This is a genomic window from Paraburkholderia phenazinium (assembly GCF_900100735.1).
Taxonomy (GTDB): Bacteria; Pseudomonadota; Gammaproteobacteria; order Burkholderiales; family Burkholderiaceae; genus Paraburkholderia; species Paraburkholderia phenazinia.
Map to the genome: position 1 here is coordinate 1 of NZ_FNCJ01000023.1, position 17003 is coordinate 17003.

General features: G+C 61.0%; 17 protein-coding genes. 13 read left to right on the plus strand and 4 right to left on the minus strand.

Annotation, left to right across the window (positions count from 1 at the left end; all coding sequences use genetic code 11):
* The 3 genes from BLQ92_RS33535 to BLQ92_RS33545 form a co-directional block, all read right to left on the minus strand.
* Window positions 1-608, minus strand: a 608-nt coding sequence (locus tag BLQ92_RS33535; protein WP_280517454.1) for a citrate/2-methylcitrate synthase, incomplete at its 3' end; no start/stop codon positions are given.
* Window positions 609-633: 25 nt separating this feature from the next.
* Window positions 634-1629 carry an HpcH/HpaI aldolase/citrate lyase family protein gene (locus BLQ92_RS33540; protein WP_090693137.1) on the minus strand — a complete coding sequence of 332 codons (996 nt, stop codon included), beginning with the start codon at window positions 1627-1629 and terminating at the stop codon, window positions 634-636.
* Between the two features lie 99 nt (window positions 1630-1728).
* Complete coding sequence (locus tag BLQ92_RS33545; protein ID WP_074294070.1) at window positions 1729-2712, minus strand: malate dehydrogenase; 984 nt, start codon at window positions 2710-2712, stop codon at window positions 1729-1731.
* Between the two features lie 513 nt (window positions 2713-3225).
* Here BLQ92_RS33545 and BLQ92_RS33550 point away from each other — a divergent pair.
* The 7 genes from BLQ92_RS33550 (at window position 3226) to gltA (ending at window position 9175) form a co-directional block, all read left to right on the plus strand.
* The gene (locus tag BLQ92_RS33550; protein ID WP_090693142.1) at window positions 3226-4029 is read left to right on the plus strand and encodes a GntR family transcriptional regulator; all 804 of its coding nucleotides are present in this window, start codon (window positions 3226-3228) and stop codon (window positions 4027-4029) included.
* 202 nt (window positions 4030-4231) lie between these two features.
* Window positions 4232-4648, plus strand: a complete 417-nt coding sequence (gene sdhC / locus BLQ92_RS33555) for a succinate dehydrogenase, cytochrome b556 subunit (protein WP_090693146.1) — start codon at window positions 4232-4234, stop codon at window positions 4646-4648.
* Window positions 4649-4652: 4 nt separating this feature from the next.
* Window positions 4653-5021 (plus strand): succinate dehydrogenase, hydrophobic membrane anchor protein, encoded by a 369-nt coding sequence (gene sdhD, locus BLQ92_RS33560; RefSeq protein ID WP_090693149.1) that lies wholly within the window; start codon window positions 4653-4655, stop codon window positions 5019-5021.
* Between the two features lie 4 nt (window positions 5022-5025).
* The gene (gene sdhA, locus BLQ92_RS33565; protein WP_090693151.1) at window positions 5026-6801 is read left to right on the plus strand and encodes a succinate dehydrogenase flavoprotein subunit; all 1776 of its coding nucleotides are present in this window, start codon (window positions 5026-5028) and stop codon (window positions 6799-6801) included.
* Window positions 6802-6825: 24 nt separating this feature from the next.
* Complete coding sequence (locus tag BLQ92_RS33570) at window positions 6826-7530, plus strand: succinate dehydrogenase iron-sulfur subunit (protein WP_090693155.1); 705 nt, start codon at window positions 6826-6828, stop codon at window positions 7528-7530.
* Between the two features lies 1 nt (window position 7531).
* Window positions 7532-7801, plus strand: coding sequence for an FAD assembly factor SdhE (locus BLQ92_RS33575; RefSeq protein ID WP_090693159.1), 270 nt, complete (start codon window positions 7532-7534; stop codon window positions 7799-7801).
* A 72-nt stretch (window positions 7802-7873) separates the two neighbouring features.
* Window positions 7874-9175, plus strand: a complete 1302-nt coding sequence (gene gltA, locus BLQ92_RS33580; protein WP_090693163.1) for a citrate synthase — start codon at window positions 7874-7876, stop codon at window positions 9173-9175.
* 154 nt (window positions 9176-9329) lie between these two features.
* Here the strand turns inward: gltA and BLQ92_RS33585 are convergent, their stop codons facing one another.
* Window positions 9330-10376 carry a helix-turn-helix domain-containing protein gene (locus BLQ92_RS33585; protein ID WP_090693167.1) on the minus strand — a complete coding sequence of 349 codons (1047 nt, stop codon included), beginning with the start codon at window positions 10374-10376 and terminating at the stop codon, window positions 9330-9332.
* 218 nt (window positions 10377-10594) lie between these two features.
* On the opposite strand from BLQ92_RS33585, the gene BLQ92_RS33590 reads away from it, so the two are divergent.
* The 6 genes from BLQ92_RS33590 (at window position 10595) to asd (ending at window position 16884) form a co-directional block, all read left to right on the plus strand.
* Window positions 10595-11845, plus strand: coding sequence for a DUF1479 domain-containing protein (locus tag BLQ92_RS33590; RefSeq protein ID WP_090693171.1), 1251 nt, complete (start codon window positions 10595-10597; stop codon window positions 11843-11845).
* A gap of 271 nt (window positions 11846-12116) precedes the next feature.
* Window positions 12117-13526: a 3-isopropylmalate dehydratase large subunit gene (gene leuC / locus BLQ92_RS33595; protein ID WP_090693175.1), complete on the plus strand. Its 1410-nt coding sequence runs from the start codon at window positions 12117-12119 to the stop codon at window positions 13524-13526.
* Between the two features lie 82 nt (window positions 13527-13608).
* Entirely contained in the window at window positions 13609-14259 is a 651-nt protein-coding gene (gene leuD / locus BLQ92_RS33600; RefSeq protein ID WP_090693179.1) for a 3-isopropylmalate dehydratase small subunit, read from the plus strand.
* A gap of 67 nt (window positions 14260-14326) precedes the next feature.
* Entirely contained in the window at window positions 14327-15394 is a 1068-nt protein-coding gene (leuB, locus tag BLQ92_RS33605) for a 3-isopropylmalate dehydrogenase (RefSeq protein WP_090693183.1), read from the plus strand.
* A 156-nt stretch (window positions 15395-15550) separates the two neighbouring features.
* On the plus strand, window positions 15551-15679 hold the full coding sequence (locus BLQ92_RS41200) for a hypothetical protein (protein ID WP_279607950.1): 129 nt from the start codon (window positions 15551-15553) through the stop codon (window positions 15677-15679).
* Between the two features lie 83 nt (window positions 15680-15762).
* On the plus strand, window positions 15763-16884 hold the full coding sequence (gene asd / locus BLQ92_RS33610; RefSeq protein ID WP_090693186.1) for an aspartate-semialdehyde dehydrogenase: 1122 nt from the start codon (window positions 15763-15765) through the stop codon (window positions 16882-16884).
* The last annotated feature ends 119 nt before the right edge of the window (window positions 16885-17003 follow it).

The window sequence follows — 17003 nt, forward strand, 5'->3', positions numbered from 1 at the left end:
TACAGGTTCAGCGACGTATGCATCGCCTCGACCCACGACTTCGACGGCTCCACGCCGTGCAGCAGGTGCAGGAAGTGGCCGCCGATCGAATCGTCGTCGGTTTCCACCTCGATGCGCTTGCCGTTGTGCGAGTAGTGATACCAGTACAGCAGCATCGAACCGAGCGAGGCCATCAGCTTGTCGGCGATATCGCGCGCGCCGGGCAGGTTGTGGTCGTCCTTCTCGGGCAGCACGGTGCCGAGCACCGAGACGCCGGTGCGCATCACGTCCATCGGGTGGGCGGCTGCCGGAATCCATTCCAGCGCGGCCTTGACGTTGGCGGGCAGGCCGCGCAGCGCCTTCAGCCTGGTTTTGTACGCGGTCAGTTCGGCCTGGGTGGGCAGCTTTTCATGCACCAGCAGGTAGGCGATCTCTTCGAATTCGCAGGTGCTGGCGATGTCGAGAATGTCATAGCCGCGGTAATGCAGGTCGTTGCCGGTCTTGCCGACCGTGCACAGGGCGGTATTGCCCGCCGTCACGCCCGACAGCGCCACGGATTTCTTCGGTTTGAACGCGCCCGGGGCGCCGGCTTCGCCAGTCGTGCCTGCGGCTTGCATCTTTTCGCTCATCTCCAGCAGTCTCCTGAATACCCGTTCACGTCGTCTGGTCGAACAGCGGCGCGGCTTCGGCCGGTACGCTGCGCCCGGTCGAGCGGGCGCGGCGCAGCACCGACCAGTAATAGCGATAGCTGGCGCGGTCGTGCAGCGTGTCGTGATGGCGCGTCGGGCCCCACTGGGCGGCTTGGGCGGCCAGCAGAATCTCGGCAGCGGTGGCGATCTCATCTTCCCGCGGCGCGAAGGCGGCGACGATCGCCGGTACCTGGGCCGGGTGGATGCTCCACATCCGCGTATAGCCGAACTCGTTGCGGGCGCGGGCGGCGTCATTGGCCACCACGCTCATGTCGCGCACTTCGGTGCTGACGTTATGCGACGGCACCTTGCCGTGTGCGTGGCAGGCCGCGGCGATTTCGAGCTTGGCGCGCCGCACCAACGGATGATCGAACTGGCCGGGCGAGCGCATCGCGGTATCGGGAATCGCGCCGTCGTGCGCGGAGACGAAGTCCATCAAGCCGAAGCTGAGCGCTTCGACGCCCGGCAGGGCGGCCAGATCGAAGGCCCGCGCCAGCGCGCCGTGAGTTTCGACCAGCAACTGCACCGGTACGGGTTGAGCGATGCCGAGTTCGCGCCGCGTCGCCTCGATGTAAGCGCACATTTCTGCGGCATCGGGGACGCTGCGGATCTTCGGCAGGGTGATATAGGCAGGGGCGCGCCTGGCGGCGCGCAGGATCAGGCGCACGTCGTCGCGCCAGTGCGCATGATTGAAATCGTGAATCCGCACGCCGACGCGGCCGAAGCGGTCGTGTTCGCTGCCCAGCAGCGATGCTACCAGCTCGGCATGCTCGGCCTCGCGCCCGACTTGGGCGCCGTCTTCGCAATCGAGCGTGATGTCGAACACCGGCCCCAACTCCTGCTGCAAAGCGAGCGATTTCAGCATCAGCTTCTCGCTGCCGGCGTAGTGATCGCAGGCAGGCAGGACGGTGGGCGGCGCTTCGCCGTCAAACAGCACTTCGGCGGGAGTCAGTGCGCGCATCTTCGGCGTTAGGGGCGTGGGTTCTCGTTGGGGAATCGGATGTAAAAAACCGGAACCCGTTGGCAAGCAACGGAGTCCCGGCTCATCTGCATCAGGCGCTTAGCCGAGCAGGTGCTGGACGCCTTCGCGCTCTTCCAGCAGTTCGTTCAGCGTAGCGTCCATCTTTTCGCGCGAGAACGCGTCGATTGCCAGGCCTTCGACACGCTTGTACTCGCCGTTTTCGCAGGTCACCGGCACACCGTAGATGATGTCTTCCGGAATGCCATACGAACCGTCCGACGGGATACCCATCGTGACCCACTTGCCGTTCGTGCCGAGCACCCAGTCACGCACGTGGTCGATTGCAGCGTTCGCTGCCGAAGCTGCCGACGACAGGCCGCGCGCTTCGATGATCGCTGCGCCGCGCTTGCCGACGGTCGGGATGAAGGTGTTGCGGTTCCATTCGTCGTCGTTGATCAGCTTGGTCAGGTCTTGACCTTCTGCCGTTGCAACGCGGAAATCCGGGTACATCGTCGGCGAGTGGTTGCCCCACACAGCCAGCTTTTCGATCGAAGCGACCGGCTTGCCCGACTTCGCTGCCAGTTGCGACAGCGCGCGGTTGTGGTCCAGACGCAGCATGGCGGTGAAGTTCTTCTTCGGCAGATCCGGTGCCGACTTCATCGCGATGTAAGCATTGGTGTTAGCCGGGTTGCCGACCACCAGAACCTTCACGTCACGGCTGGCGACTTCGTTCAGCGCCTTGCCTTGCACCGTGAAGATCTCGGCGTTGGCCGACAGCAGATCTTTACGTTCCATGCCTTTCGAACGCGGACGGGCGCCGACCAGCAGGGCGACGTCAGCATCCTTGAAGGCAACCTTGGGATCGTCGGTGATCACGACGCCCTGCAGCAGCGGGAACGCGCAATCATCCAGTTCCATCACGACGCCTTTCACGGCGCCTTGCGCTTGCGGCAGGTCGAGCAGTTGCAGGACCACCGGCTGATCCTTGCCGAGCAGGTCGCCATTGGCGATGCGGAACAGCAGGGAGTAAGCGATTTGACCTGCGGCGCCAGTGACGGCAACGCGCTTTGCGGGCTTAGCCATTGAGAATTCTCCAGGACGATGCGTTAGACGCTAGGGAAAACGCCATTCTATATGCGCGTTAGGCGAAGCGTTGTGAAACACGGCGGAATTCACTGTTACGCGGAGCCTCAAGTTGAAAACCGAGGCTGGAAAGCGCGTTGCGGCGAGACCACCATGCCGGAAACCTGTGCAGCGGAGCGGGGGCGCACGAGACGCCGGTGGCCACTGCATGTGCCGGGCTCCTGCAAGGGTGTGTTTCCGAAGCGTCTGACGGGACAAAGACCGGCGAATCGAAAGCTGAACCGCGAGAGACGACAGCATGATGCAGAGCGGCTGCCGGGACAGGGCGGTTCGCCGGAAGTACCTAGAGATACTTGGGGGAAAACGCCGCCGGATTGCCCGCAAACCCTTGCTCGCGAAGGAGTGTAGGATTCGGCCTTCACAAAGTCAACATTATCTTATGTCTTATATAAGACAGATCTATTGCCGGGAAAGCTCTGGACGGAGGATGGGCCTTTATGATGAAATGCGCGCATGACTGCGAACCCGGCTAGCACTGCGAATCCTAACGGCCCTGGGGGACCAGGCGAGGCCGCGCCCGTTGCGGCTGCGCCCGCCACGTCGCCTACTTTCAGCCCTCTGTATCAACAGATCAAGGGGTTGATTACGCAAAGCCTGGAGTCAGGTGAATGGAAGCCGGGTGAAATCATCCCGAGCGAGGTCGAACTGGCCGCCCGCTTCAAGGTGAGCCAAGGCACCGTCCGCAAGGCGATTGACGAACTGGCGGCGGATAACCTGCTGGTGCGCCGCCAGGGCAAGGGTACTTTTGTTGCAACGCACAACGAAGACCGTGCCCAGTTTCGCTTCCTCAGGTTACTTGCCGATGACGGCGCCGAACATCCCCACGTTAGCCGCCTGCTCGAATGCCGCCGCCTGCGTGCGTCGGCCGACATCGCACGTCAGCTCGACCTGAAGCCAGCCGATCCCGTGGTGCTTATCAAGCGGCTTTTGCAGTTTGATGGTGAAATCACGGTACTCGACGAAATCTGGTTGCCCGGCATGGTGTTCCGCGGGCTCACCCTCGAGCGGCTCTCCGAGTACAAAGGTCCGCTCTACGCGATGTTCGAGACGGAGTTCGGAACCCGGATGATCCGGGCTTCCGAGAAGATTCGTGCGGTCGCGGCGGACCCCTCGGTCGCCGATTTGCTGCAGGTGCCGCCTGGATTTCCGTTGCTATCGGTAGAGCGAGTGTCCTATACCTATGGAGACCGTCCCGTCGAAGTGCGGCGTGGATGGTATGTCACAACTGGGTACTACTATCAGAACGATCTCAGCTGAAACCGGGTTGTGAACAGTTGTGAACATCCGGGTCTTCAAGCTGGATCAGTGTGTTCAAGGGTGTCTGGCGCAGCGCGCAGCACCCTCTTGACGACGCCATTGTCTCGTGCGCAGTAAAGGACCTGTGGGGTTTTTCGCTGCAGCGCGATATAAAAAGGCGCTAAAATTGCGGATTAGTGTTACTACATAGTAGGGGTCTAGCATGGCTGAAGCCGTAAAAAAACCGAGGCCGGAGTTCCGGAACATCGGTATCGGGCAAATATTGACGGCGTATCGCCTCCCACTAGCGGGGCGTGTGTCGATTCTCCATCGCGTCAGCGGTGGGCTGCTTTTTGTGTTCCTTCCGTTCCTGCTGTACCTCTTTGATCAAAGCCTTACGTCCGAGCTCAGCTTTGATGTGTTCAAGGGCTTCCTCTCCAACATCATCGTCAAGCTCATCACGCTGGTTCTCGCGTGGGCCTTCCTGTTCCACTTCTGCGCCGGCATCCGTCACCTGGTGATGGACACCAACCACAGCGCAGTCACGAAGGAAAAGGGCAAGCAAACCTCCATCGTCGTGCTGGTCGTCTCGTCGATTCTGACGATTGCTTTTGCGCTCAAACTCTTCGGAGCATTCTAAAAAAATGGCAGCTAACAACCGAATCGGCCCGAAGCGTCTCGTCGTCGGCGCGCACTACGGTCTGCGCGACTGGCTCGCGCAACGCATCACCGCCACCATCATGGCGATCTACACGATCATCCTGCTCGCGTGGTTCTTCGGCGCGCAAGATTTCTCGTATGACGGCTGGGCGTCGATCTTCGCGACGCAATGGATGAAGCTCGCCACCTTCGTGACGCTGCTGTCCCTGTTCTACCACGCGTGGGTGGGTATTCGTGACATCTGGATGGACTACATCAAGCCCGTCGGTGTGCGCCTCACCCTTCAGGCCCTGACGATCGTCTGGCTGCTGGCGTGTGCCGGCTACGCTGCGCAGATTCTCTGGAGAGTATAAAAGAATGGCTGCAATCAAGAATTCTCTGCCGCGTCGCAAGTTTGACGTGGTTATCGTCGGCGCAGGCGGCTCGGGGATGCGCGCTTCGCTGCAACTCGCGCGCGCCGGTCTGTCGGTTTGCGTGCTGTCCAAGGTGTTCCCGACGCGTTCGCACACGGTGGCTGCTCAAGGCGGCATCGGCGCTTCGCTCGGCAACATGAGCGAAGACAACTGGCACTATCACTTCTACGACACGATCAAGGGTTCCGACTGGCTCGGCGACCAGGACGCGATCGAGTTCATGTGCCGCGAAGCACCGAACGCCGTCTACGAACTGGAACACATGGGCATGCCGTTCGACCGCAATGCGGACGGCACGATCTATCAGCGTCCGTTTGGCGGCCACACGGCCAACTACGGCGAAAAGCCGGTGCAACGCGCTTGCGCGGCCGCTGACCGTACCGGTCATGCGCTGCTGCACACGCTGTACCAGCAAAACGTTGCCGCGAAGACGCAGTTCTTCGTCGAATGGATGGCGCTGGACCTGATCCGCGACGCCGAAGGCGACGTGCTCGGCGTGACCGCGCTGGAAATGGAAACCGGCGACGTCTACATCCTCGAAGGCAAGACCACGCTGTTCGCCACGGGCGGCGCTGGCCGGATCTTCGCAGCTTCGACCAACGCGTTCATCAACACCGGTGACGGCCTGGGCATGGCTGCGCGTTCGGGCATCGCACTGCAAGACATGGAATTCTGGCAATTCCACCCCACCGGCGTGGCTGGTGCGGGCGTGCTGATTACCGAAGGCGTGCGCGGCGAAGGCGGTATTCTGCGTAACTCGAACGGCGAGCGTTTCATGGAACGCTACGCGCCGACGCTGAAGGATCTGGCGCCGCGCGACTTCGTTTCGCGTTCGATGGACCAGGAAATCAAGGAAGGCCGCGGCGTGGGTCCGAACAAGGATCACGTGCTGCTCGACCTGTCGCACATCGGCGCCGAGACGATCATGAAGCGTCTGCCGTCGATCCGCGAAATCGCACTGAAGTTCGCGAACGTCGATTGCATTAAAGAGCCGATCCCGGTCGTGCCGACGATCCACTATCAGATGGGTGGTATTCCTACGAACATTCACGGCCAGGTCGTGGGTACGTCGAAGGGTCACGAAGAGCCGGTCAACGGTTTCTACGCAGTGGGCGAATGCTCGTGCGTGTCGGTCCACGGCGCGAACCGCCTGGGCACGAACTCGCTGCTCGACCTGGTGGTGTTCGGCCGCGCAGCTGGCAACCACATCGTCAAGCACGTGAAGGAAATCAAGGAGCACAAGCCGCTGCCGGCCGATGCCGCTGACTTCGCGCTGTCGCGTCTGGACAAGCTGGACAAGTCCTCCTCGGGCGAATACACGCAAAATGTCGCGAACGACATCCGCGCCACTATGCAGGCACACGCTGGCGTGTTCCGCACGTCGAAGCTGCTGGCCGAAGGCGTCGAGCGCATCCGCGAAGTGGCTGAACGTGTCGACAACATCCATCTGAAGGATAAGTCGAAGGTGTTCAACACGGCTCGCGTCGAAGCGCTGGAACTGGCGAACCTGATCGAAGTGGCGCGCGCCACGATGGTTTCGGCAGAAGCGCGTAAGGAAAGCCGCGGTGCGCACGCACAAAACGACTTCGAACATCGCGACGACGAAAACTGGCTGCGCCATACGCTGTGGTTCAGCGAAGGTGATCGCCTCGACTACAAGCCGGTTCACATGCAACCGCTGACCGTCGAATCGGTGCCGCCGAAAGCGCGTACCTTCTAAGGCACAAGTCAAAGGAATTCAGAAATGGCCAAGCGTACATTTGAAATCTACCGCTACGATCCGGATAAGGACGCAGCACCGCGCATGCAATCGTACGAGATCGAAATCGACTCGCACGAACGCATGTTGCTCGACGCGCTGCTCAAGCTGAAGGCGCTCGACGAGACGTTGTCGTTCCGCCGCTCGTGCCGCGAAGGCGTGTGTGGTTCGGACGCCATGAATATCAACGGCAAGAACGGTCTGGCATGTCTGACCAACATGAACGATCTGCCGAACAAGATCGTGCTGCGTCCGCTGCCGGGCCTGCCCGTCGTGCGCGACCTGATCGTCGACATGACGCACTTCTTCAACCAGTACAACTCGATCAAGCCGTACCTGATCAACGATACGCCGCCGCCGGAAAAGGAACGTCTGCAGTCGCCGGAAGAACGCGAAGAGCTGGACGGGCTGTACGAGTGCATTCTGTGCGCAAGCTGCTCGACGTCGTGCCCGAGCTTCTGGTGGAACCCGGACAAGTTCGTCGGTCCGGCTGGCCTGCTGCAAGCCTATCGCTTCATCGCGGATAGCCGCGACCAGGCGACGGGCGAACGTCTCGACAACCTGGAAGACCCGTACCGTCTGTTCCGTTGCCATACGATCATGAACTGCGTCGATGTGTGCCCGAAGGGCCTCAACCCGACGAAGGCGATCGGCAAGATCAAGGAATTGATGGTTCGCCGTGCTGTCTGAGATGGAAGACAAGCATCAGTCCGACCCGCTGCGGCGGGCGCGCCTTCGCTGGCGCGCCCGGCGTGGCTTGCTGGAAAACGATCTTATTTTCGAGCGTTTTTTCGGCAAATACGAGCATGACCTCAGCGACGCCGATGTGGGCGCACTTACGCGCCTGCTCGAGCTGAGCGATAACGACCTGATGGACTTGCTGCTCGCGCGCAAGGAACCAGAAGGCGACCTTGCCGACCCGGATGTAGCCCGGGTGCTGGAGCTGCTGCGCACTGCTTGAGCGAAGCCAGTCCGTTGTTCCACGCGTGCAATTATCGAAACCCTGTTTCCATACTTCGATTGAGGATGTGCCATGACCCCGTCAGATGTTAAAGCCACGCTATCGTTCAGCGACAATTCGCCGAGCGTTGAAATGCCGATCTACAAGGGCACAATGGGCCCGGACGTGATCGACATCCGCAAACTGTACGGCCAGACCGGCAAGTTCACGTACGACCCGGGCTTTATGTCGACGGCGGCGTGTAACTCGGCCATCACCTACATCGACGGCGACAAGGGCGAGCTGCTGTATCGCGGCTACCCGATCGACGATCTCGCGCAGAACGCGGACTTCCTCGAAACCTGCTATCTGCTGCTGAAGGGCGAACTGCCGAACCAGGCGCAGAAGAAGGAATTCGTCGACACCGTCACGAAGCACACGATGGTGCACGAGCAGATGCACTTCTTCTTCCGCGGCTTCCGTCGCGACGCGCACCCGATGGCGATTCTGGTGGCTGCAGTCGGCGCGCTGTCGGCGTTCTATCACGACTCGCTGGACATCAATAACCCGCGTCACCGTGACGTGTCGGCCATTCGCATGATCGCGAAGCTTCCGACGCTGGTGGCAATGGCGTACAAGTACAGCATCGGCCAGCCGTTTGCGTACCCGAAGAACGACCTGTCGTACAGCGCGAACTTCATGCACATGATGTTCTCGAACCCGTGCGAAGAGTACAAGGTCAACGACGTGCTGGTGCGCGCACTCGACCGTATCCTGATCCTGCACGCGGACCACGAACAGAACGCCTCGACCTCGACGGTGCGTCTGGCAGGTTCGTCGGGCGCGAACCCGTTTGCGTGTATCGCAGCCGGTATCGCCTGCCTGTGGGGCCCGGCACACGGCGGCGCGAACGAAGCGGCGCTGAACATGCTGGAAGAGATCGGCTCGGTCGACAACATTCCTGAGTTCATCAAGCAGGTGAAGGACAAGAACTCGGGCGTGAAGCTGATGGGCTTCGGTCACCGCGTGTACAAGAACTACGACCCGCGTGCCAAGCTGATGCGCGAAACCTGCCACGAAGTGCTGGAAGAGCTGGGCCTGCACGACGACCCGCTGTTCAAGCTGGCCATGGCGCTGGAAAAGATCGCGCTGGAAGACGAGTACTTCGTGTCGCGCAAGCTGTACCCGAACGTCGACTTCTACTCGGGCATCGTGCAGCGCGCGCTGGGCATCCCGACCTCGATGTTCACGTGTATCTTCGCGATGGCGCGTACGGTCGGCTGGATTGCGCAATGGAACGAGATGATTGCCGATCCGGAACAGAAGATTGGCCGTCCGCGTCAGCTGTTCGTTGGCGACACGCCGCGTGAAGCGAAGCCGCTGACGGCACGGTAAGCGATTGCTGCTGGTGGTCGCACAGCGTATGGCGGTTTAGGCCGCCGTGGGTTGCGCGTAATACGCCAGCTGCGAACTGCACTGCGGTTAAGGAAGCGCCCCAACGGGTTGAGCGTTGGGGCGTTTTGCATTTGGGGCGGGGCGCGGCGGGGTTTTAGCCAGATTGCGCCTTGCTTCCTCGTGCCTCGATCGCCTGCTTTGCCCGTAGTTTTGGCTGCTCCAGTGAGGGCGGCCTCGTTTGCACGCCAGGTTGGATATCCGCCTGTGCCACATTCCCATGTGTCTCGAAGACGCGGCGATAAGCGCTCGGCGTCATCCCGCGTGCGGACAGAAACAGGCGGTTGAAATTGGCGAGATTGGGAATACCTGCTTTCGCGGCGATGACCGAAATCGGCCACGTCGTATCGGTGAGTTGTCGTGTGGCGTAACTGATTCGTAGGCGCGTTAGATGACGCCCGACGCTTTCGCCGACATGCCGCACGAAATGACGATGCAGTGAGCGTTCCGATAGGTTGGCGACTGCGCAGAGATCGGCGACACGCAGCGGCTCGTTGAAGCGCCGATCGAGCAGGTCGAGCACGCGATTCAGGCGTTCGGCCTCGGACGCGGTGCCGTCCGCCTCAGCGCCGGATCTTGGCTCTGAACCAGAACCACCTTCTCGCGATTCACCGCGCCGCGCGCTGTCCACATGCGCTGACGGTGACGCTAGCGGCGCTGCAAACGCCTCAGCCAGTTGCGGCAGGATCTCCAGCACGGTCGCAAGCCGCACACGTGGCTCAGGATCTAGCAGCGCGTGAACCTTTCCTCGTACCAACGCCGTTGAATCCTCGCCGAAGCGCAGTCCCGGCGCGCCACGCCGCAAGAGCTTGCGTAGCGCCGCGAACTCAGGACAGCAATCGGCCATCCGCCGCACCCAGTCGCCGCTAAACCAGACCACGATCGCCACTTCTGGCTCGTTCGTATCGATCGGTTTAGTCGACGCCCACGTATGCGGCATATCCGGCGGCACCAGTACGAGATCGTCGCCGGCGTAGTCGGCGATATGGTCGCCAACGAACCGGCGGCCGCGGCTATTCATTGTCAGCGTCAGTTCGTATTCGGGGTGATGGTGCCATTCGAACGGAATCTGCGCGATCTGGCGGTGATAGACCCGCACCGAGCAGCCGTCGGGGATCGTGACGCGTTCGTATTGGGGTTTCATGGCGAGCGCCCAGCCGCGGAAGGATGGTACGGCGAATGTCTGAATTGTATCGATAGTTGGCGGGAAGGTATGCCTGGCAGAGGTCGAAACTGCCTAATCTACGGAAACTAGCTGCGCAAACAAACGACCCGAAACACGCGCCCCGCACGCAAGAAGCCATCCGCCCGGAATGCAACCGCCCACGGGCCGTCATCGAAACATAACGGAGGAGACAAGCTATGCCGCTGATGATCGACAACCTGCCCGAAGCGATCCGTACGACCAAACACGCGTTGCGGGCTGCATTGCCCAACTACGCGCAGGTATTTCGCGAGGTAGAGGACGCAATCCGGCAGCAGGTCGACGCAATCCACCGCGACCGCCATCGGGAGCGCGAGCCCATTCCCGTGTTCGACTACAAGTCGATCGTCTCTCACGACGTGGACCCGCGCACCACTGAGCAGATCAAAACCCGCGGCGCGTGTGTCGTGCGGCAGGTATTCGATCCTGCTCAGGCGACTGACTGGAATGACGAAATCGCGCACTACGTGGAGGCTAACCGTCTCGACGAAAAGCTCGCCCATCGCGCCGAAGACAAGTATTTCGGCACCTTGTCTTCAAGCAAGCCGCAAATTTACGGCGTGTACTGGTCGAAGCCGCAGGTCGCCGCGCGACAATCCGAACAACTAACCAATACGCGAGTGTTTCTGAACCGCCTGTGGCGCGCAGAAAGCGAAGGCCGCCAGCGTTTCGATCCGGAGCGGGTGCCGGTCTACGCGGACCGTATTCGCCGTCGCCCGCCTGGTTCGGAATCGCTGGGTCTTTCGCCGCACGTCGACGGCGGTTCGGTCGAGCGCTGGCTCGATCCGAATTTCCGCCAGGTGTACCGGCATGTACTGTCGGGCAACTGGCGCGCGTACGATCCCTTCGACGCCGCGTTTCGTCCTGAAGTGCAGGAGATTCCCTCGCCTGCTGTGTGCTCTATGTTTCGCACCTTCCAGGGCTGGACTGCACTGACCCCGCAAGGTCCCGGCGATGGTACGCTGCAGTTGATCCCTATCGTGAATGCCATGGCCTACGTTGTGCTGCGCGCGCTGCAAGACGACGTTCCAGACGACGAACTGTGCGGCGCGCAACCGGCACGCGCGTTGTCGATCAAACCTGAATGGCATAGCGTGCTTCTCGACGCGGTGACGCCAATCCCGCACATGCTGCCCGGTGACGCGGTGTTCTGGCACAGCGATGTCGTGCATTCGGTGGAAGACGTGCATCGCGGCAGCGGCTACAGCAACGTGATGTACATCGCGTCGGCGCCGTGGTGCGCAAAGAACGAAGCGTATCTGCGGCAGCAGTTGCCGAGCTTTCTGCGCGGTGAGAGCCCACCCGATTTTCCCGCGGATCACTTCGAAACCGACTTCGTGGGTCGCGCGCAGGAGAGTGATTTGACGGCACTCGGTCGCGCTCAAATGGGCCTCGATTTGCTGCGTTGATTTTATTCAGTCGCTCAGAACGGCACACATGGGACCAACGGGCCATGTGTGCCGTCTGTCGTCCATTAGACCGCAATAAACGCACCATGCTCGCAGCCTTGGTTACCCAACTTGCATTTGCCGGGTGCCTCCGATACAGGTATCGCCACTACCACCCAACTCCCTGTTTTTTATCGGTTTTTCCTTGAATCGATGGGCCAAATCGCGGATCAGCGTGGCATAATCAATCGCACACACAGCTTGCCCGCAGCTATCACTACCCCCGCATACCATGGCACAGACTCTCTACGACAAATTGTGGAACACGCACGTGGTCCACACGGAAGAAGACGGTACGACGATTCTTTATATCGACCGTCACCTGCTGCACGAAGTCACCAGCCCGCAAGCCTTCGAAGGCCTGAAGCTGGCTGAGCGTCCGGTGTGGCGCATCAGCGCAAATCTGGCGGTGTCCGACCACAACGTGCCCACCACGGACCGTAGCCATGGCATCGCTGATCCGGTGTCGAAGCTGCAAGTCGACACGCTCGATTCGAACTGCGATTCCTACGGTATCACGCAGTTCAAGATGAACGACCTGCGCCAAGGCATCGTGCACATCATCGGGCCGGAGCAGGGCGCCACGCTGCCGGGTATGACGATCGTCTGCGGCGACTCGCACACGTCTACGCACGGCGCGTTCGGTGCGCTGGCGCATGGCATCGGCACCTCGGAAGTCGAGCATGTGCTGGCTACGCAAACGCTCTTGCAGAAGAAGAGCAAGAACATGCTGGTGAAGGTCGAAGGCCAACTGCCGCGCGGCTGTACCGCGAAAGATATTGTGCTCGCCATCATCGGCAAGATCGGCACGGCAGGCGGCACGGGCTACGCCATCGAGTTCGGCGGTTCGACGATCCGCGCGCTGACCATGGAAGGCCGCATGACCGTCTGCAACATGGCGATCGAAGCGGGCGCACGCGCCGGCATGGTCGCCGTGGACGACACCACGATCGAATACCTGAAGGGCCGTCCGTTCTCGCCGGAAGGCGTCGAGTGGGAGCACGCGGTCGAATACTGGAAGCAGTTCAAGTCGGACGACGGCGCGCAGTTCGACCGCGTCGTCGAACTGAATGCTGCGGAAATCGTGCCGCAAGTCACGTGGGGCACGTCGCCGGAAATGGTGACCGCAATCGACGGCCGCGTGCCGGACCCGGAACGCGAGAAAGATCCGGTCAAGCGCGACGCGATGGAACGCGCGCTCAAGTACATGGCGCTCGAACCGAACTTGCCGATCGAATCGATCAAGCCGGACAAGATTTTCATCGGCTCGTGCACCAACGCTCGTATCGAAGACCTGCGCGCAGCAGCGTACGTCGTGCGCAAGCTGGGCCGCCGCGTGGCGCCGAATATCCGTCTCGCGATGGTCGTGCCGGGCTCTGGTCTGGTGAAGGCGCAAGCCGAGCGTGAAGGTCTGGACAAGGTCTTCACCGACGCAGGTTTCGAATGGCGCGAGCCGGGCTGCTCGATGTGCCTCGCCATGAACGCCGACCGGCTGGATCCGGGCGAGCGTTGCGCGTCGACCTCGAACCGTAACTTCGAAGGCCGTCAGGGCGCGGGTGGCCGTACCCACCTCGTGAGCCCGGCCATGGCGGCTGCGGCGGCCATCGAAGGTCACTTCGTCGATATTCGCAAGCTCGGCTAAGCCGGCGCGATCCTGTTTCGATTCCACCGGCGGCGCACCTCGTGTCGCAGCCGCCGGTCTTTACTCTGGTGGGTGATGGGCCATGGATAAATTCATCGTACATACCGGCGTCGTGGCGCCGCTCGATCGCGAGAACGTCGACACGGACGCGATCATTCCGAAGCAGTTCCTGAAGTCGATCAAGCGCACGGGTTTCGGTCCGAATGCGTTCGACGAATGGCGTTACCTCGACCACGGCGAGCCGGGTCAGGACAACTCGAAGCGTCCGCTGAATCCGGACTTCGTGCTGAATCAGCTGCGCTATCAAGGCGCGTCGATCCTGTTGGCGCGCAAGAACTTCGGCTGCGGCAGCTCGCGTGAGCACGCACCGTGGGCGCTGCAGCAATATGGCTTCCGCGCGATCATCGCACCGAGCTTCGCCGACATCTTCTACAACAACTGCTTCAAGAACGGCCTGCTGCCGATCGTGCTGACCGAGCAACAAGTCGATCACCTGTTCAACGAAACCTATGCGTTCAACGGCTTTGAGTTGACCATCGACCTCGAAGCGCAGGTTGTCCGCGTGGGCGCTGGCACTGAGTATCCGTTCGAAGTTGCAGGCTTCCGTAAGTACTGCCTGCTGAACGGCTTCGACGATATCGGCCTCACGCTGCGTCACGCCGACAAGATTCGTCAGTTCGAAGCAGAGCGTCTGACGAAGCAGCCGTGGCTCAACCACCGCATCGTCGGCTAAGCGCGCATTGTTGGTGTTGTTGCTTTTACGTTCCCAGGTCTAAAAGAAAACAATCAAGGAAATTCGCATGAAGATCGCAGTGTTGCCCGGCGACGGCATCGGTCCGGAAATCATCAAGGAAGCCATCAAGGTTTTGAACGTGCTCGGCGAGAAATTCGAGCTTGAAGAGGCGCCGGTCGGTGGCGCGGGTTACGAAGCCAAGGGCCACCCGCTGCCCGATTCGACGCTCGCACTGGCGAAGGAAGCCGATGCCATCCTGTTCGGCGCCGTAGGCGACTGGAAGTACGACTCGCTCGAGCGCGCGCTGCGCCCGGAGCAGGCCATTCTGGGTCTGCGTAAGCATCTGCAACTGTTCGCAAACTTCCGTCCGGCGATCTGCTATCCGCAACTGACGGCTGCATCTTCACTGAGGCCGGAAATCGTTTCGGGCCTCGACATCCTGATCGTGCGCGAATTGAACGGCGACATCTACTTTGGCCAGCCGCGCGGCGTGCGCGAGGCACCGGACGGTCTGTTTGCCGGTTCGAAGGAAGGCTTCGACACGATGCGCTATTCGGAACCGGAAGTGCGCCGGATCGCGCACGTCGCGTTCCAGGCGGCGCAAAAGCGCAGCAAGAAGGTGACCTCGGTCGACAAGGCCAACGTGCTCGAAACCTCGCAGTTCTGGCGCGACATCATGATCGATGTGTCGAAGGAATACGCGGACGTCGAGCTGTCGCACATGTACGTCGACAACGCGGCCATGCAGTTGGTGAAGGCGCCGAAGGCGTTCGACGTCGTCGTCACCGGCAACATGTTCGGCGACATCCTCTCCGACCAGGCCGCCATGCTGACGGGTTCGATCGGCATGCTGCCGTCGGCTTCGCTCGACAAGAACAACAAGGGTCTGTACGAGCCGTCGCACGGTTCGGCGCCGGATATCGCCGGCAAGGGCGTGGCCAATCCGCTGGCCACCATCCTGTCCGCCGCGATGATGCTGCGCTATTCGCTGAACAAGGCAGAGCAGGCTGACCGCATCGAAGCGGCAGTCAAGAAGGTGCTGGAGCAAGGCTACCGGACCGGAGACATCCTGACGCCGGGTTGCCAGCAGGTCGGCACAGTGGCGATGGGCGATGCCGTCGTTGCAGCGCTTTAAGCTTGTTACGGTTGTGTTGTCAAAGCGCCGCGAAATTTCGCGGCGCTTAGTTAGTTCAACGGGTAGTCAAGCGCGAATGGGCCGCAATCCAGCCCATTCGCGCGCAAAAATGGCCAATCAGGCCGCCCAAATCCGGTTTTCGTGTAGACTGTAACGATGGCGAAGATTCCTCAGATCACCTCGATTTCGAACCACCACGGCAAAACGGCCCGTGTGGTTGAACTCGCCATTACCATCAAAACGCTCGTTAAATCGATTACCCCGAAAACGATCACGATTCGCTGATCGTCCGTCGTGCCCGCCCATCTTCCCCGCGCGGTCACTGCGGGCAAAGATGCGGGGAAGCCTCCACTCGAAGGGTAAGTGTCATGAACGTAGGTCTCGTAGGTTGGCGCGGCATGGTCGGCAGCGTCCTGATGCAACGTATGCAACAGGAAGGCGATTTCGATCTGATCGAACCGGTGTTTTTCAGCACCAGCAACGCAGGTGGCAACGCGCCGTCGTTCGCTAAAAACGAGACCAAGCTCAAAGACGCGTCGAGCATCGACGACCTGAAGAAGTGCGACGCCATCATCTCCTGCCAGGGCGGCGACTACACCAATGACGTGTTCCCGAAGCTGCGCGCAGCCGGCTGGAACGGTTACTGGATCGACGCGGCTTCGTCGCTGCGCATGAAGGATGACGCGGTCATCATTCTCGATCCGGTCAACCTCGACGTGATCAAGAACGCGCTCGTTAAGGGTCAGAAGAATTTTATCGGCGGCAATTGCACGGTCAGCCTGATGCTGATGGCGCTGGGCGGCCTGTTCCGCGAAAACCTCGTCGACTGGATGACGGCCATGACGTATCAGGCCGCATCGGGCGCGGGTGCGCAAAACATGCGCGAACTGCTGCAACAGATGGGCACACTCAACGCGTCGGTGAAGGACGAGCTTGCCAATCCGTCGTCGGCCATTCTCGACATCGACCGCCGTGTGCTGGCCGCAATGAACAGCGACAGCATGCCGACCGAACACTTCGGCGTACCGCTCGCCGGCTCGCTGATTCCGTGGATCGACAAGGATCTCGGCAACGGCATGTCGAAGGAAGAGTGGAAGGGCGGCGCGGAAACCAACAAGATCCTCGGCAAGCCGGCCGTGGGCACGCCGGGTTCGATCCCGGTGGACGGCCTGTGCGTGCGGATCGGCGCCATGCGCTGCCATTCGCAGGCTTTGACGATCAAGCTGAACAAGGATGTGCCGCTCGACGAGATCGATGGCATCCTCGCTTCGGCCAACGATTGGGTCAAGGTCGTGCCGAACGAGCGCGAAGCGTCGATCCGCGATCTGTCGCCGGCGGTGGTGACGGGCACGCTGTCGGTGCCGGTGGGACGCCTGCGCAAGCTGGCGATGGGCGGTGAATACCTGTCGGCTTTCACGGTCGGCGACCAGTTGCTGTGGGGCGCTGCGGAGCCGCTGCGTCGGATGCTGCGCATTCTGCTCGACAAGTAAAGTAAACTACGCGCCTACGACGCGTAAAAACTCAAAAAGCGTCGCGCTTGCGCGGCGCTTTTTTCATTGTGTGCTCCAAAAATCTTGTCTCAATCCAACCGCAAACAAGGGCTGAGCGC

What these genes read in the sequence shown, in the direction of transcription:
- sdhA (WP_090693151.1), top strand. Translation starts at nt 5,026, where the DNA reads ATGGCTGCAATCAAGAATTCTCTGCCGCGTCGCAAGTTTGACGTGGTT.
- leuB (WP_090693183.1), top strand. Translation starts at nt 14,327, where the DNA reads ATGAAGATCGCAGTGTTGCCCGGCGACGGCATCGGTCCGGAAATCATC.
- BLQ92_RS33575 (WP_090693159.1), top strand. Translation starts at nt 7,532, where the DNA reads ATGGAAGACAAGCATCAGTCCGACCCGCTGCGGCGGGCGCGCCTTCGC.
- BLQ92_RS33540 (WP_090693137.1), bottom strand. Translation starts at nt 1,629, where the DNA reads ATGCGCGCACTGACTCCCGCCGAAGTGCTGTTTGACGGCGAAGCGCCG.
- sdhC (WP_090693146.1), top strand. Translation starts at nt 4,232, where the DNA reads ATGGCTGAAGCCGTAAAAAAACCGAGGCCGGAGTTCCGGAACATCGGT.
- leuC (WP_090693175.1), top strand. Translation starts at nt 12,117, where the DNA reads ATGGCACAGACTCTCTACGACAAATTGTGGAACACGCACGTGGTCCAC.
- gltA (WP_090693163.1), top strand. Translation starts at nt 7,874, where the DNA reads ATGACCCCGTCAGATGTTAAAGCCACGCTATCGTTCAGCGACAATTCG.
- BLQ92_RS33585 (WP_090693167.1), bottom strand. Translation starts at nt 10,376, where the DNA reads ATGAAACCCCAATACGAACGCGTCACGATCCCCGACGGCTGCTCGGTG.
- asd (WP_090693186.1), top strand. Translation starts at nt 15,763, where the DNA reads ATGAACGTAGGTCTCGTAGGTTGGCGCGGCATGGTCGGCAGCGTCCTG.
- leuD (WP_090693179.1), top strand. Translation starts at nt 13,609, where the DNA reads ATGGATAAATTCATCGTACATACCGGCGTCGTGGCGCCGCTCGATCGC.
- BLQ92_RS33545 (WP_074294070.1), bottom strand. Translation starts at nt 2,712, where the DNA reads ATGGCTAAGCCCGCAAAGCGCGTTGCCGTCACTGGCGCCGCAGGTCAA.
- BLQ92_RS41200 (WP_279607950.1), top strand. Translation starts at nt 15,551, where the DNA reads ATGGCGAAGATTCCTCAGATCACCTCGATTTCGAACCACCACGGCAAA.
- sdhD (WP_090693149.1), top strand. Translation starts at nt 4,653, where the DNA reads ATGGCAGCTAACAACCGAATCGGCCCGAAGCGTCTCGTCGTCGGCGCG.
- BLQ92_RS33550 (WP_090693142.1), top strand. Translation starts at nt 3,226, where the DNA reads ATGACTGCGAACCCGGCTAGCACTGCGAATCCTAACGGCCCTGGGGGA.
- BLQ92_RS33590 (WP_090693171.1), top strand. Translation starts at nt 10,595, where the DNA reads ATGCCGCTGATGATCGACAACCTGCCCGAAGCGATCCGTACGACCAAA.
- BLQ92_RS33570 (WP_090693155.1), top strand. Translation starts at nt 6,826, where the DNA reads ATGGCCAAGCGTACATTTGAAATCTACCGCTACGATCCGGATAAGGAC.